The 14,189-nt window shown below is 72.4% G+C and carries 11 protein-coding genes; 6 read left to right on the forward strand and 5 right to left on the reverse strand.

The features are described from left to right. Window positions 1–20 precede the first annotated feature (20 nt). Window positions 21–656 (forward strand): DUF4190 domain-containing protein, encoded by a 636-nt coding sequence (locus tag J2X26_RS03185; protein ID WP_307489757.1) that lies wholly within the window; start codon window positions 21–23, stop codon window positions 654–656. An 83-nt stretch (window positions 657–739) separates the two neighbouring features. Further along, the gene (locus J2X26_RS03190; RefSeq protein ID WP_307489758.1) at window positions 740–2,980 is read left to right on the forward strand and encodes a beta-glucosidase; all 2,241 of its coding nucleotides are present in this window, start codon (window positions 740–742) and stop codon (window positions 2,978–2,980) included. Between the two features lie 84 nt (window positions 2,981–3,064). On the opposite strand, the gene J2X26_RS03195 is transcribed toward J2X26_RS03190, so the two are convergent. After that, window positions 3,065–3,691 carry a TetR/AcrR family transcriptional regulator gene (locus tag J2X26_RS03195; protein ID WP_307489759.1) on the reverse strand — a complete coding sequence of 209 codons (627 nt, stop codon included), beginning with the start codon at window positions 3,689–3,691 and terminating at the stop codon, window positions 3,065–3,067. A gap of 147 nt (window positions 3,692–3,838) precedes the next feature. Between J2X26_RS03195 and J2X26_RS03200 the strand changes: the two genes are divergently transcribed. Continuing rightward, a complete protein-coding gene (locus tag J2X26_RS03200; protein WP_307489760.1) occupies window positions 3,839–5,143 on the forward strand; it encodes an MFS transporter in 1,305 nt (434 codons plus the stop codon). Further along, entirely contained in the window at window positions 5,143–6,864 is a 1,722-nt protein-coding gene (locus J2X26_RS03205) for a glycoside hydrolase family 3 protein (RefSeq protein WP_307489761.1), read from the forward strand. Before J2X26_RS03200 ends, J2X26_RS03205 begins: the two co-directional genes overlap by 1 nt. 45 nt (window positions 6,865–6,909) lie before the next feature. On the opposite strand, the gene clpB is transcribed toward J2X26_RS03205, so the two are convergent. Continuing rightward, complete coding sequence (gene clpB / locus J2X26_RS03210; protein WP_307489763.1) at window positions 6,910–9,498, reverse strand: ATP-dependent chaperone ClpB; 2,589 nt, start codon at window positions 9,496–9,498, stop codon at window positions 6,910–6,912. Window positions 9,499–9,607: 109 nt separating this feature from the next. Here clpB and J2X26_RS03215 point away from each other — a divergent pair, with 109 nt between their 5' ends. Continuing rightward, on the forward strand, window positions 9,608–10,549 hold the full coding sequence (locus J2X26_RS03215; protein WP_307489765.1) for an alpha/beta hydrolase: 942 nt from the start codon (window positions 9,608–9,610) through the stop codon (window positions 10,547–10,549). Next, window positions 10,546–11,430 (forward strand): YhjD/YihY/BrkB family envelope integrity protein, encoded by an 885-nt coding sequence (locus J2X26_RS03220; RefSeq protein ID WP_307489766.1) that lies wholly within the window; start codon window positions 10,546–10,548, stop codon window positions 11,428–11,430. Before J2X26_RS03215 ends, J2X26_RS03220 begins: the two co-directional genes overlap by 4 nt. Here J2X26_RS03220 and J2X26_RS03225 read toward each other — a convergent pair. Genes J2X26_RS03225 through J2X26_RS03235 form a run of 3 tightly spaced genes read right to left on the reverse strand, consistent with a single transcriptional unit; the run spans window position 11,420 to window position 14,126 of the window. Then, window positions 11,420–12,718, reverse strand: coding sequence for an ion channel protein (locus J2X26_RS03225; RefSeq protein WP_307489767.1), 1,299 nt, complete (start codon window positions 12,716–12,718; stop codon window positions 11,420–11,422). The genes J2X26_RS03220 and J2X26_RS03225 overlap by 11 nt on opposite strands. Continuing rightward, window positions 12,715–13,122 carry a SulP family inorganic anion transporter gene (locus J2X26_RS03230; protein WP_307489768.1) on the reverse strand — a complete coding sequence of 136 codons (408 nt, stop codon included), beginning with the start codon at window positions 13,120–13,122 and terminating at the stop codon, window positions 12,715–12,717. The genes J2X26_RS03225 and J2X26_RS03230 overlap by 4 nt, the downstream gene beginning before the upstream one ends. Beyond that, complete coding sequence (locus tag J2X26_RS03235) at window positions 13,119–14,126, reverse strand: cation diffusion facilitator family transporter (RefSeq protein WP_307489770.1); 1,008 nt, start codon at window positions 14,124–14,126, stop codon at window positions 13,119–13,121. Before J2X26_RS03235 ends, J2X26_RS03230 begins: the two co-directional genes overlap by 4 nt. Between the last annotated feature and the right edge of the window lie 63 nt (window positions 14,127–14,189).

Genomic DNA, 14,189 nt, shown 5'->3' on the forward strand with positions numbered 1-14,189 from the left:
ACCCCTACGCCTACCCGGAGGTGCACTACGCCCCCGGGTGGGTGGAACCGCGCGCCCGGCTCGAGCCGACCGCGGTCTGGTCGCTGGTCCTGGGGATCCTCGGGCTCGGTCCCGCGGCTCTGGTGCTGGCGGCCGTGGCGTTCCGGCGCCTCGCAGCGCGGCACACCCGCGGGCGGGGCCTCGCGATCGCCGGGGCGGTCCTGGGTGTCGTCGGGACCGTCGCCCTGGTCGTCGCTGTGACGGTCGCCGTGCTCACCGCGATGGCCACGCGCCCCCTGCCCACGGACGTGCCCGCCGCGCGCGACGCCCGCGCGCAGCAGCTGGTCACGGGCAACTGCGTGCTGTCGCTGCCCGACGACGGGCCGGTGGACACCGTGCGGGTGGTCCCCTGCGCCGAGGAGCACGAGGCGCAGGTGGTGACCGAGTTCCTGTTCGCCACGGACGCGGTGTGGCCGGGACAGCAGTCCGCCGACGCCCGGGTGGCCCGTGCCTGCGTGCTCGACGCGAACGAGATCGAGGCGGGCGTCCGCACGGTGACGTGGTCGCCGACCGAGCGCTCGTGGTCGGACGGCGACCGCGTGGGGCTGTGCCTGGCGGTCGTCGACGGCGGCGGTGTCACGGGCTCGTTCCTGGACGGGACCGCCGAGCTGTCCTGACCGGGGGCGCCCAGACTCTTACCACGTGGTAGGTAATGGGCTATGGTGGCGGACAACGCACCCCACCGAGGAGGAACCCCGCGATGACGCAGGTATTCGACGTCGAACGCGTCCTGGCCCAGCTGACCCTGGAGGAGAAGGCGTCGCTGACGTCCGGCTCCGACTTCTGGCACACGCAGGGCGTCGAGCGCGCGGGCGTCCCCGCGGTCATGGTCACGGACGGCCCGCACGGTCTGCGCAAGCAGGCCGAGGACGCCGACCACCTCGGGCTCGGCAACTCCGTGCCGGCCACCTGCTTCCCGACGGCCGCCGCGCTGGGCTCGTCCTGGGACGTCGAGCTGGTCACCCGCGTCGGCGAGGCTCTCGGCCGTGAGACGCGCGCCAACGACGTCGCCGTGCTGCTCGGCCCGGGCGTGAACATCAAGCGGACCCCCCTGTGCGGTCGCAACTTCGAGTACGTGTCCGAGGACCCGGTGGTCGCCGGCGAGCTGGGCACCGCGATCGTGCGGGGCATCCAGAGCCAGGGCGTCGGGACGTCGCTCAAGCACTTTGCGGCGAACAACCAGGAGTCGGACCGCATGCGCGTGTCCGCCGAGGTCGACGAGCGCACGCTGCGCGAGATCTACCTGCCGGCGTTCGAGCGGGTGGTCACCAACGCGCAGCCGTGGACGGTCATGTGCGCGTACAACAAGGTCAACGGCACGTACGCGTCCGAGAACCACTGGCTCCTCACCGAGATCCTCCGCGACGAGTGGGCCTTCGAGGGGCTCGTCGTCTCCGACTGGGGCGCCGTGCACGACCGCGTCCCCGCCCTGGCCGCGGGACTCGACCTGCAGATGCCCGCCGCCGGCCCGCGTCCCGACGAGGAGGTCGTGGCGGCCGTCCGCGACGGCTCGCTCGACGAGGCGGTGCTCGACGTCGCCGCCCGCCGCGTGCTCCACCTGGTCGCCCGGTCGCTGCCGGGCATCGAGGCGGACGACACGTTCGACGTCGACGCCCACCACGAGCTCGCCCGCGAGGCCGCCGCCGCCGGATCGGTGCTCCTGAAGAACGACGGCGGGCTGCTGCCCCTCACCTCCGCCGCGGGCGTCGCCGTCATCGGCGAGTTCGCCCGCACCCCGCGCTACCAGGGCGCCGGCTCGTCGCAGGTCAACCCGACGCGGCTCGACGCGCCCCTGGACGCGCTGCGGGCGACCGGCGGCGCGTTCCCGTTCGCGGCGGGCTTCACCATCGCGGGCGGGCCGTCCGGCGACGACTCGGCGCTGCTGACCGAGGCCGTGGCGGTCGCACGCGACGCCCAGACCGTCGTCGTGTTCCTCGGCCTGCCCGGTCCCGACGAGTCCGAGGGCTACGACCGCCCGCGGCTCGGGCTGCCCGACAACCAGGTCGCCACGCTCCGCGCGATCGCCGAGGTCAACCCCCGGGTCGTCGTGGTGCTCGCCAACGGCTCGGCGGTCAGCGTGACCGACTGGCGTGACCTTGCACCGGCGATCCTCGAGACGTGGCTCGGCGGGCAGGCCGGCGGGTCGGCCGTCGCGGACCTGCTGCTCGGCGTCCGGACCCCGTCCGGCAGGCTCACCGAGACGATCCCCCACCGCATCGAGGACACCCCCGCGTTCGGGAACTTCCCCGGCGAGGCCGGCGTCGTCCGCTACGGCGAGGGCGTCCTGGTGGGCTACCGCTGGTACGACACCCGCGCGATGGACGTCGCCTACCCGTTCGGCCACGGCCTGTCGTACACGACGTTCGCCTACGACGGGATCACGGCCTCGCTCGACGGCACCGACGTGTCCGTGCAGGTCACGGTCACCAACACCGGCTCCGTAGCGGGTGCCGAGGTGGTCCAGGTCTACGTCCGCGACCCCGAGGCCTCCGTCCTGCGGCCGACGCGCGAGCTCAAGGCGTTCGCCAAGGTCACGCTCGAGCCGGGCGAGTCGCGCGAGGTGTCGTTCGCCCTGGGAGCCCGCGACCTGTCCTACTGGCACCCCGGGCTGCACCGCTGGGTGGTCGAGGGCGGCGAGTTCGTGATCGAGGTCGGCGCCTCCTCCCGCGACATCCGCGGGTCGGTGTCGCTCGACGTCAAGGGCGAGCCGCTCTGGGGCGAGCTCACGGTGATGTCGACCATCGAGGAGTGGTTCACGCACCCGGTCGGCGGTCCGCTGCTGCAGGCCGCCCTGGTGCCGCCGGCGGACATGGGTCCGCTCGACGAGACCATGCAGGCGATGATCATGCAGATGCCCGCCAAGGTGATCGCCGAGTTCGGCCTGGTCGGCTTCGACCGCGAGGCGCTGGACACGCTGGTGGCCAAGGTCGCCGCCGGCTGACCGGACCGCCGAGAGCGGCAGCTCGCGACGAGGGCGGCAGCTCAGACTGCCGCGGTCGTCGCGGACTGCCGCTCTCGTCGTGTCTCAGGACGTCAGCAGGGCCGCGAAGTGGGCGCGGAGCGCCGCAGCCATGTCCGGGCGGGTGTCCGGGGTGTCGGCGGCGAGCAGCCACTGGATCTGCATGCCGTCCATCACCGCGACCGTGAGGCGGGCGGCGGTGAGCGGGTCGATGCCGGGCCGGAGGCGGCCCTCGTCGTGAAAGCGCTCGAACTCGGTCACGGACATCGCGATGACCCGGCGGTACCGGTCCTGGAAGTACGCGTGCGCGGGGTGGTCGGGGGACGTGGCCTCGGCCGAGAGCGTCGCGTAGAGCTCGACGATGCCCGGCCGGGCGGCGTTGCGGTCGATGAGCCGCGCGAGCGCGTCGAAGTAGTCGCGCCCCGCGGCCACGTCGGCCTCGAAGGCGACCTCGTCGATCTCGTCGCGACGCTCCAGGACCGCCGCGAGCAGCACGGCCTTGCTGGAGAAGTGGTGCAGCAGGCCGGGGTGGGAGATGCCGACGCGGGAGGCCACCTCGCGCAGGGAGGCGGTGTGGTAGCCGACCTCGCCGAACAGCTGCATGGCCGCGTCGAGGATCTCCTCGCGGGTCGCCCGGCCCTTGGCGTAGCCGCCGGCGCGGGCGCTGGAAGCGGTCGTGACCTCGGTCGTCATGGCGACAGGATCGCACGCTGGAGCCAATCCCGACCAGATGGTAACTAGCCTCTTCCGTGAATCCCGACCAAGTGGTAACTTCCCTACTTACCACGTGGTCGGGATTCAACGATGGTCCGACCCGCCGTCCGACACAGGAGTCGACGCATGGCCCTCTCGCAGCCCACGGCGCCGCTGACCGGCGCAGCCCAGGCGGTCCCGGCCGCGACCACACCGCCGCCCGCCGGCCGTGAACCCCGCAGCTACCTCCCGTTCCTGGGCTTCGCCAACCTCGGCGTCTACATGGCGCTGCTGACGCCCGTCATGGTGTCGATGGCGTTCAAGATCGACCACCTGGTCGGCGCCGAGGCCGCCCCGGCCCAGCTCGGGATGGTCATGGGGGTCGGCGCGCTGTTCGCCCTCATCTGCAACCCGCTCGCCGGCCGCCTGTCCGACCGCACGACCAGCCGGCTCGGCATGCGCCGCCCGTGGATCATGGGCGGCGCGATCGTCGGCGCAGCGGCCCTCGCCGTCGTCGGCACCGCGCAGTCCGTCGCCCTGGTGCTCGTGGGCTGGTGCGTCGCGCAGGCCGCGTTCAACGCGGTGCTCGCCGCCGCGAACGCGACCATCCCGGACCAGGTGCCGGTCGAGCGTCGTGGCAAGGTGTCCGGCCTGGTCGGCATGGCGACGCCGCTCGCGATCCTGCTGGGCAGCGTCATCGTCAACCAGATCTCCGCCGACGGCGCGCGATTCGTCGTGCCAGCAGCCCTCGGCCTCATCTTCTCGCTGCTGTTCGCCGCGGTGCTGCGCGACCGCAGGCTGGAGCAGGCGCCCGCACAGCGGTTCACCGTCGGGCAGTTCTTCGGGTCGTTCGTCTTCGACCCGCGCAAGCACCCCGACTTCGGCTGGACCTGGCTGACCAAGTTCATGGTGATGTTCGGCTACGCGGGCATCGCGACGTTCCTGCCGTACTACCTGGTGGGCAAGTTCGACCTGTCCGAGCAGGAGGCCACCGGCGTCATCCTCACGGCGACGTTCGCGTCGGTCGTCGGCATGGTCATCTCCAGCCCGGTCGGCGGCATCCTGTCCGACCGCTTCGGCAAGCGTCGCCCGTTCGTCGCCGCCGCCGGCGCGATCATGGCCGTCGGCCTCGTGGTGCTCGCGTTCGCGCCGTCGATCGCCCTGGTCGTCGTCGGCCAGGCCATCATCGGCCTCGGCGCCGGCGCGTTCTTCTCCGTCGACATCGCCCTGGCCACCCAGGTGCTCCCCAGCAAGGACGACACCGCCAAGGACCTCGGCGTCCTCAACATCGCCAACGCCCTGCCGCAGTCGCTCGCCCCCGCGATGGCCCCGGCCATCCTGGCCGTCGGTGCGAACCTGCCGATGGGCCAGTACCCCACGTGGTACCTGTTCGGCGCGGTCGTCGCGCTGGCCGGTGCCGTGCTCGTCTACCGGATCAAGGGTGTGCGCTGATGACCGTTTACCAGGACCCCACCCGGCCCGTCGACGAGCGCGTCGAGGACCTGCTCGGCCGGATGACTCTCCAGGAGAAGGCCGGCCAGCTCTTCCAGCACATGATCACGATCGGCGAGGGCGGCACGCTCGCGGACAGCGACCCGGTCTTCGGTCTGCCGTCGGCGAAGGAGTACGTGCACGGCAAGCACATGTCCCACTGGAACCTGCTCGGGGTGCCCGGCAGCGCGCGCCAGATCGCCGAGTGGCACAACCGGCTCCAGGCGCTGTGCGAGGAGACCCGCCTCGGCATCCCCGCGACGATCGCGACCGATCCCCGGCACGCCTTCACCGACAACCCCGGCACCGCGCTGCTCTCGGGCCCGTTCTCGCAGTGGCCGGAGACCCTCGGCCTGGCGGCGACGCGCGACGAGGCGCTCATGGAGCAGCACGCCGACGTCGCCCGGCAGGAGTACCTGGCCGTCGGCCTGCGCACCGCGCTGCACCCGCAGGTCGACCTGGCCACCGAACCGCGCTGGGCGCGTGCCAACGGCACCTTCGGCGAGGACGCCTCGTTGACCGGGCAGATGGGTGCCGCGTACGTGCGCGGGTTCCAGGGTCCCGACTTCGGCGTGGACAGCGTCTCGACGATGACCAAGCACTTCCCCGGCGGCGGGCCGCAGAAGGACGGCGAGGACCCGCACTTCGCGTACGGCCGCGAGCAGGTCTACCCGGGCGGGCGGTTCGCCGAGCACCTGGAGCCGTTCAAGGCGCTCCTGGCGGCCGGGACGCGCCAGATGATGCCGTACTACGGCATGCCGGTCGGGCTGCCGGGGATCCCCGAGGTCGGGTTCGGGTTCAACAAGCCCGTGCTCGACCTCCTGAGGGACGACCTCGGCTTCGACGGCATCATCTGCACCGACTGGGGCCTCGTGTCCGACGCCGAGGTGTTCGGGCAGCCGTTCCCGGCGCGCGCGTGGGGCGTCGAGCACTTCTCGGTCGAGGACCGCGTCGCGCTGATCCTCGACGCCGGCGCCGACCAGCTGGGTGGGGAGTCGTGCCCGGAGGTCGTCGTCGCGCTCGTGGAGAGCGGGCGCATCGAGGAAGCCCGGATCGACGCCTCCGTGCGCCGCCTCCTCACGGAGAAGTTCCTGCTCGGGCTCTTCGACGAGCGGCGCTACGTGGACGTCGAGGCGGCCTCGGCCGTCGTCGGCAACGACGAGTTCCGCGCGGCGGGGCTCGCGGCGCAGGCGGCTGCCGTGACGGTCCTGACCAACGACGGGATCCTGCCCCTGGCTCCCGACCTGCGGATCTACGCCGAGGGGTTCGAGGGCACGGTCGACGACCCCGCCGACGCCGACGTCGCGATCCTGCGGCTCCAGGCTCCCTACGAGCAGCGCGGCCCCGGGTTCGAGGCGTTCTTCCACGCGGGGTCGCTGGACTTCCCGCAGGCCGAGATCGACCGCATCAACGCGATCAGCGCGCAGGTCCCGACGATCCTCGACGTCTACCTCGACCGCCCGGCGATCCTCACGCCGCTGGTGGACCAGGCCGCCGCGGTCGTCGTGAACTTCGGCGCCGGCGACGGCCCCCTGCTCGACGCGCTCCGGGGCGCGGCCCGCGGGAGGCTGCCGTTCGACCTGCCCCGGTCGATGGCCGCCGTCGAGGCGTCCCGCGAGGACGTCCCGTTCGACACCGCCGACCCGCTCTTCCGGTTCGGGCACGGCCTGCCGGTGGTCTGAATCGAGGCGGCGTCGCCCGGTCTCCCCGTGGAGACCGGGCGACGGTCAGCCGCTGACCACCAGACCGTCCTCGCCGCGGTCCACCACCACGGTGTCGCCGTCGTGGACCTGACCGGCGAGGATCAGCCGCGCCAGCCGGTCGCCGATCTCGCGCTGCACCAGCCGCCGGAGCGGTCGCGCACCGTACGCGGGGTCGTACCCCTCGAGGGCCAGCCACTCGCGGGCGGCCGGGGAGACCTCGAGCGTGAGCCGCCGGTCCTTCAGCCGGTTCGCCAGCGCGGCGACCTGGAGCTCCACGATGTGCCCGAGCTCGTCGAGCGACAGCGGGTCGAACAGGACCACGTCGTCGAGCCGGTTGAGGAACTCCGGCTTGAACGACGAGCGCACCGCGGACATGACGGCCTCGCGCTTCTCCTCGGCGGACAGCATCGGGTCGACCAGGTACTGCGAGCCCAGGTTCGACGTGAGCACCAGGATCACGTTCCGGAAGTCGACCGTGCGGCCCTGCCCGTCGGTCAGGCGACCGTCGTCGAGCACCTGCAGCAGCACGTCGAACACCTCGGGGTGCGCCTTCTCGACCTCGTCGAAGAGGACCACCGAGTACGGCCGACGGCGCACGGCCTCGGTCAGCTGACCGCCCTCCTCGTACCCGACGTACCCGGGGGGCGCGCCGACGAGCCGGGCGACCGAGTGCTTCTCGGCGTACTCGGACATGTCGATGCGGACCATCGCGCGCTCGTCGTCGAAGAGGAAGTCCGCGAGCGCCTTGGCCAGCTCGGTCTTGCCGACGCCGGTGGGCCCGAGGAACAGGAACGAGCCCGTGGGCCGGTCGGGGTCGGACACGCCCGCGCGGGAGCGGCGGACGGCGTCGGAGACGGACGCGACCGCGGGCCGCTGCCCGATGAGCCGCTCGCCGAGGACCTCTTCCATGCGCAGGAGCTTGGCGGTCTCGCCCTCCAGCAGCCGGCCGGCGGGGATGCCGGTCCACTGCGCGACCACCTCGGCGACCTCGTCGGGACCGACCTTCTCGGCGATCATCGGCGGGGCGTCGGGGGCGGCGTCGATGGCCTCCTCGTCGGCCTCCGCAGCAGAGATCTGTTCCTGGAGCGCGGGCAGCTCGCCGTACTGGATGCGTGCGGCGCCGGCGAGGTCGCCCTCGCGCAGCAGGCGCTCGGCGTCGGACCGCAGGGTGTCGAGCCGGGCCTTGAGGTCGCCGACGAGGTTGTGCCCTGCCTTCTCCTTCTCCCACCGCGCGGTCAGGGACGCGAGGTCCTCCCGGCGGTCGGCGAGGTCCTTGCGGAGCCGCGCGAGGCGGTCGGTCGAGGCGGGGTCGTCGGACTCGGAGAGCACGACCTCCTCCATCTCGAGCCGGGTCACGGCGCGCTGCAGCTCGTCGATCTCGATGGGCGACGAATCCAGCTCCATGCGCAGGCGCGACGCGGCCTCGTCGACCAGGTCGATGGCCTTGTCGGGCAGCTGGCGGCCGGTGATGTACCGGTCGGACAGGGTCGCGGCGGCGACGAGCGCGGAGTCGGCGATGGTCACCTTGTGGTGCGCCTCGTACCGCTCCTTGAGCCCGCGCAGGATGGCCACGGTGTCCTCGACCGACGGCTCGCCGACGAACACCTGCTGGAACCGGCGCTCCAGGGCCGGGTCCTTCTCGACGCGCTCGCGGTACTCGTCGAGCGTCGTCGCACCGACCAGGCGCAGCTCGCCGCGGGCCAGCATGGGCTTGAGCATGTTGCCCGCGTCCATGGCGCCCTCGCCGCCCGCACCAGCGCCGACGACGGTGTGCAGCTCGTCGATGAACGTGACGACCTCACCGTTGGACCCGGTGATCTCCTGGAGCACGGCCTTGAGCCGCTCCTCGAACTCGCCGCGGTACTTGGCGCCGGCCACCATCGCGGCCAGGTCGAGCGCGACGAGCTTCTTGCCGCGCAGCGACTCGGGGACGTCGCCGGCGACGATGCGCTGGGCGAGGCCCTCGACGACGGCGGTCTTGCCGACGCCGGGCTCGCCGATGAGGACGGGGTTGTTCTTGGTGCGCCGGGACAGCACCTGCACGACGCGGCGGATCTCGGAGTCGCGGCCGATGACTGGGTCGAGCTTGCCGTCGCGGGCGCGCTGCGTCAGGTCGACGCCGTACTTCTCGAGCGCCTTGTAGGTGCCCTCGGGGTTCGGGGTGGTGACGCGCGCGGAGCCGCGCACGGCGGGCAGCGCCGCGGCGAGCGAGTCGCGGGACGCACCCTGGGCGCGCAGCGCGTCGGCGACGCCGGACTGGCCGGTCGCGAGGCCGAGCAGCAGGTGCTCGGTCGAGATGTAGTCGTCGCCGAGCGAGCGTGCCTCGGACGACGCGGCCTCGAGCGCGGTCGAGGTAGCGCGCGACGCGGACGGCTGCGCGACGGTGGAGCCGCTGCTGGTGGGCAGGCTGACGAGCATGCCCCGGACGGCCCGGCCGAGCGCGGTGCGGTCGGCGCCGACGGCATCGAGCAGCCCGTTGGCGACGCCGCCCTCCTGCTGGAGCAGGGCGTTGAGCAGGTGGGCGGGCTCGAGCTGCGGGTTCCCGGCGGCGGACGCCTGCTGGATGGCGTCGCCGAGAGCCTCCTGGGACCGGGTGGTGAACTTGGCGTCCACATGACCTCCTGAGTGATCGACTGCTTGTCGCAACGCCGTCCGAAGTTGAGTCTATTCCGCTCAACTCTAGGGACCAGCCGGGGAGTCGCCACCGTGCGACGATCACGCCATGACCGACGACGCCGACGTGCTCGGACCCGGCTGGACCGCCCGCACCCTCCCCCTGCGCCCCGACGGTGGGACGCCTGACCCGGTTGCCACTCTGGTCCATCGTGAGGGCACGGACAGCCGGCGCGCCCTCCTCTACGTGCACGGTTTCGTCGACTACTTCTTCCACACGCAGTTCGCCGACGCCCTCGGCGCCCACGGGTACGACGTCTACGCGCTCGACCTGCGCGACTACGGCCGGTCCATCCGCGACGGCCGCCCGCCGAACTACATCACCGACCTGGGCACGTACGCGGAGGAGATCGACGCGGCGATCCGGATCATCCGCGCCGAGCACGACGAGGTCGTCCTGCTGGGCCACTCCATGGGCGGGATGGTCACCTCCCTCTGGGCCGACGCGCGCCGTGGCGAGGGCCTCATCGACGCGCTCGTGCTGAACAGCCCGTGGCTGGACCTGCGCGGCTCGTGGTTCGAGCGCACGGTGTTCACCGCTGTGCTGCGGGGCGTCGGCAGGATCGCGCCGCGCCTCGTCGTCGGCAAGATCGGCCCGTTCTACGGTCGCGCCCTGCACGAAGGCACCGGCGGCGAGTGGTCGTACGACCTGGCGTGGAAGCCGCTGGACGGCTTCCCGGCACGCGCCGGGTTCGCTCGGGCCGTGCGCCGGGGCCATGCGCGCGTCGCCCGCGGCCTGGCCGTCGACGTCCCCGTGCTGCTGCTGGCGTCCGACGCGTCCGGCCCGGACGACGTCTGGCACGACGCGCTGGTGACCACCGACTCGGTGCTCGAGGTGGCGGACATGAAGCGGCTGGCCCCGAACCTCGGCCCCGACGTCACGTTCGTCGAGATCCCCGGCGGCGCCCACGACCTGGCGCTGTCCCCCGCCCCGGCCCGCGACACGTACGTCGCGGAGGTCCTCGCGTTCCTGGACGCCCGGCTGCCGTGACCACCACCGTCGAGCGAGCGCGCGTCCGGGCCCTGCGGATCGCGGCGCGCTACCGCCGCACCCCGCCGGGCCGGCTGGTGCAGCGCACGGTCGACGGCTTCGTCGCCATCGAGCCCTTCGACCGCGCGATGACGCTCGCGGCGCAGGCGTTCGTCTCGGTGGTGCCCGTGATGATCGTGATGGCGGCGTTCCGGCCCACCCAGCCCGGCTTCGGTGCGTTCCTCGCCGACAGCATGGGCCTCTCGGACGCCACCAGGGACACGGTCGTCGACAACGTGTCGACGGATGCGACGGTGGGCAGCAGCGTCAGCCTGCTCGGCCTCGTCGTCGCCCTGATCACCGCGACGAGCTACTCGCGGGCCCTGGAGCGCATGTACGCCAAGGTGTGGCAGGTCAAGCGGCCAGGCCTGCACGCCGCGTGGCGGTGGCTGGCGACGGTGCTCGCGGTGATCCTGGCGGTGGGGCTGCTGGGCCTGACCCGAGAGGCCACCGAGGGAGTGCCACTGCCGGCGCTGTGGGACTTCGTCCTGCGCATGATCGTCTGGACGGTCGTGTGGACGTACGTGCCGTGGGCGCTCCTGCGCGCCGAGGTCCCCGTGCGTGCGCTCGCGTTCACGGGTGCCGTCACGGCGTTCTTCATGTGCGTCCTGAGCATCGTCGGCATCGTGTACCTGCCGATCGTCCTGGAAGCTGGTGCACGGCAGTACGGGGTGCTCGGTCTGGTGTTCGCCTACATCGGCTGGCTCTTCGCGTTCAGCTTCGCGCTCGTGCTGGCTACCGTCATCGGCCGTGCGTGCGCCGAGGACGAGGGCGCGCTCGGGCGGCTGGTGCGCGGACGTCGCAACGACGACGCCACCGCGCCGCGCGTCCTCACGGAGTAGCGGGAGCCGGATCCGGTGCAGGGTCCGCGGGCGCCACCAGCGCGGGCCGGTTCGTCACGATGAGCCACGCCGCGAGCGTCGCCAGCACGACCGGGATCAGCAACGTCACCTGCGGCACCACGGCGATCGCCATGAAGATGCTGAGCCAGCCGTTGCGCGTGGCGGCGACGACGATGCCGACGACCGCGGCGCTGACGGCGAGCGCGAGCGGCACCGCGTCGAAGGCCTGGTGGATGGCGAACCCGAGCGCGACGCCGACGAAGAGGGCCGGGAAGATGCGGCCGCCCCGGAACCCGGAGGTGGCCGCGACGAGCATCGCCAGCAGCTTGATGCCGGCCATCGCGAGGAAGCCGAGCGCAGTCGTGGTCGCGGCCAGCCCGGGCAGCTCCTGCATCTGCGTGAGGCCCTTGAACAGGGTCACCTCGCCGCCGAGCGCGCCGAGCAGACCCAGGATCAGGCCACCGGTGGTGAGCATGAGCACCGGGTGGCCGATCCGCCGGAAGAGCCGGTGCAGCGGCACGAACAGGTACACCGCGACCAGGCCGAGCAGCGCCGAGCCGACCGCGATGGCGATCGCGAGGCCGAGGTCGCCCAGGCCGCCGTACGTGTAGGCGGGGACGTCGACGGCGAGGTCGAGGTCCTCCAGCTGCATCATCGTGAGGGAGCCCGCGGTGGCGGCGACGAGCGGCGGGAACAGCCGGTCCCACAGCGGGACGCGACGGTCGCCCGGGTCCAGCTCGGAGAACAGCAGGGCCGCCGCGACGGGCGTGCCGAACATCGCGCCGATCGTCCCCGCGACGGCCATCATCAGCCAGATCGGCGCCTTCACCTTCGGCAGGAACCGCATCCCGATCCCGACCGCGAGGCCGACGTTGATGCCGATGATCGGGTTCTCGGGACCCAGGCTCACGCCGCCCGCGAGCATCAGGACGAGGGCCAGCGCCAGCCCGGGCAGCACCCGCAGGGGCAGCGGTTCCGCGACGAGCTCGAGGGTCGCCGGGTCCGGGCCCGCGTGCCCCGGCACGTACCGGACGACGAGCCCGATGAGCAGACCCGTCGCCGTCAGCACGCCGATGATCCACAGCGCGGAGTCCGACGTCAGCCCGACCGCCGCGCTCAGGTCGTCCCAGATCCAGTGCTCCAGCAGGCCGGCCAGCCGGCTGAGCCCGAGCAGCGTCAGGGCGCTCACGATCCCGACGATGACCGCGGGGACCGCGAGCCGGAGCAGGTTCAGCACGGGCACCCGGAACGGTTCCTCCGTCACGACCGGCGAGGGCTCCTGCGTCATGTGGGTGCTCCTTCGTCGGCGGTGCGGGCATCACGGTGGTCGTCGACCCAGGCCTGGCCCTGTTCGATGGCGTCGCGGGTGGAGGAGAAGATCTCGTCGTCGGCGGTCAGGATGTTCTCGCGGCCCGGCAGGTCGGGCGCGATCCCGGTGGTGAACCCGGTCATCACGGCTTTCGACACGAACTGCATGACCGACCCGAGCCGCAGCATCCCGAGCGCCAGCATGACGAGGCCGACCAGCAGCGTGAGCGTGGCGATCGTCGACACCACGCCGGCGTACAGCCCGACCACCGGGTTGAACCCGCCGATGTTCGCGTACGCCATGCCCTCGGGGATGGAGAACAGGCCCGTGACCAGGCCCGACGAGACCTCCTTGCCCGTCGGCTTCCCCCAGCCGCCGGTCACAGGGCGGGGTCCTGCGGCTCGGACAGCGAGAGCGTCGCACCGACGACCGCGGGCGTCTTCGCCAGCCGACGCTCCAGCGACGCCAGCGCGTGCGACGCGGCGTCCTCGGGCAGGTTCCCGGTCAGGTCCACCGCGCCCGTCAGGTAGACCTGCCGGGCACCCACGAACTCGAGCCGCATCTCCGTGACCCGCTCGACCTCCGGCAGCGCGAGCAGCGCGCGGACGGCCGCGTCGTTCAGGCGCGGGTCCACCACCTGGCCGACGAGGAACCGCCGGTTGCGGTCGATGAGCACGATCGCGACGACCGCCAGCAGCACGCCGACGAGGATCGACCCGATCGCGTCCGGCACCGGGGAGCCGGTCGCCTGGTGCAGCCCGATGCCGGCCGTCGCGATGAGGATGCCGACGAGGGCGGCCGCGTCCTCGAAGAACACCGCGCGCACAGTCGGGTCGGACGTCTCCAGGACGTGGTCCAGCAGGTCCCGCTCCTGCGTCGCCGCGGCTCGCTTCGCCTGCCGGGACGCCTGCAGGAACGAGATCCCCTCCAGCACGAACGACACCGCGAGCACCACGTAGGCGACGATGAAGTCGCCGGCCGGCTCCGGGTTCGCCAGCTCCGAGATGCCGTGCGTGATCGACACCCCCGCACCCACCGCGAACAGCCCGATGGCCGCGAACAGCGACCACACGTAGACCTCGCGGCCGAAGCCGAGCGGGTGCTCCTTGTCCGGGGGCTTGGCGGCGCGGCGCTGGGCGATGATCAGGAAGATCTCGTTGCCGGTGTCCGCCCACGAGTGCGCGGCCTCCGCGAGCATCGACGCCGACGCCGTGATGACGGCCGCCGCGCTCTTGGCCACCGCGATGAGCAGGTTGGCGCCGAACGCGACGACGACGGTGAGGACACTCTCCGAGCCCGAGCCCGAGCCCGAGCCCGAGGCCTGCGCCGAGGACCGTCCCGTGATGTCGACCGCGGACTCCGCGTGGTCGTCGGGTGCGTCCGCCATGTCACGTGAGTAGCACACGGGCAGGGTGATGTCTCCTGTTCCGCTGCCATTCGGATGCATCCG

It is taken from the genome of Cellulomonas humilata (assembly GCF_030814415.1).
In the GTDB taxonomy this organism is placed as follows: domain Bacteria; phylum Actinomycetota; class Actinomycetes; order Actinomycetales; family Cellulomonadaceae; genus Cellulomonas; species Cellulomonas humilata_A.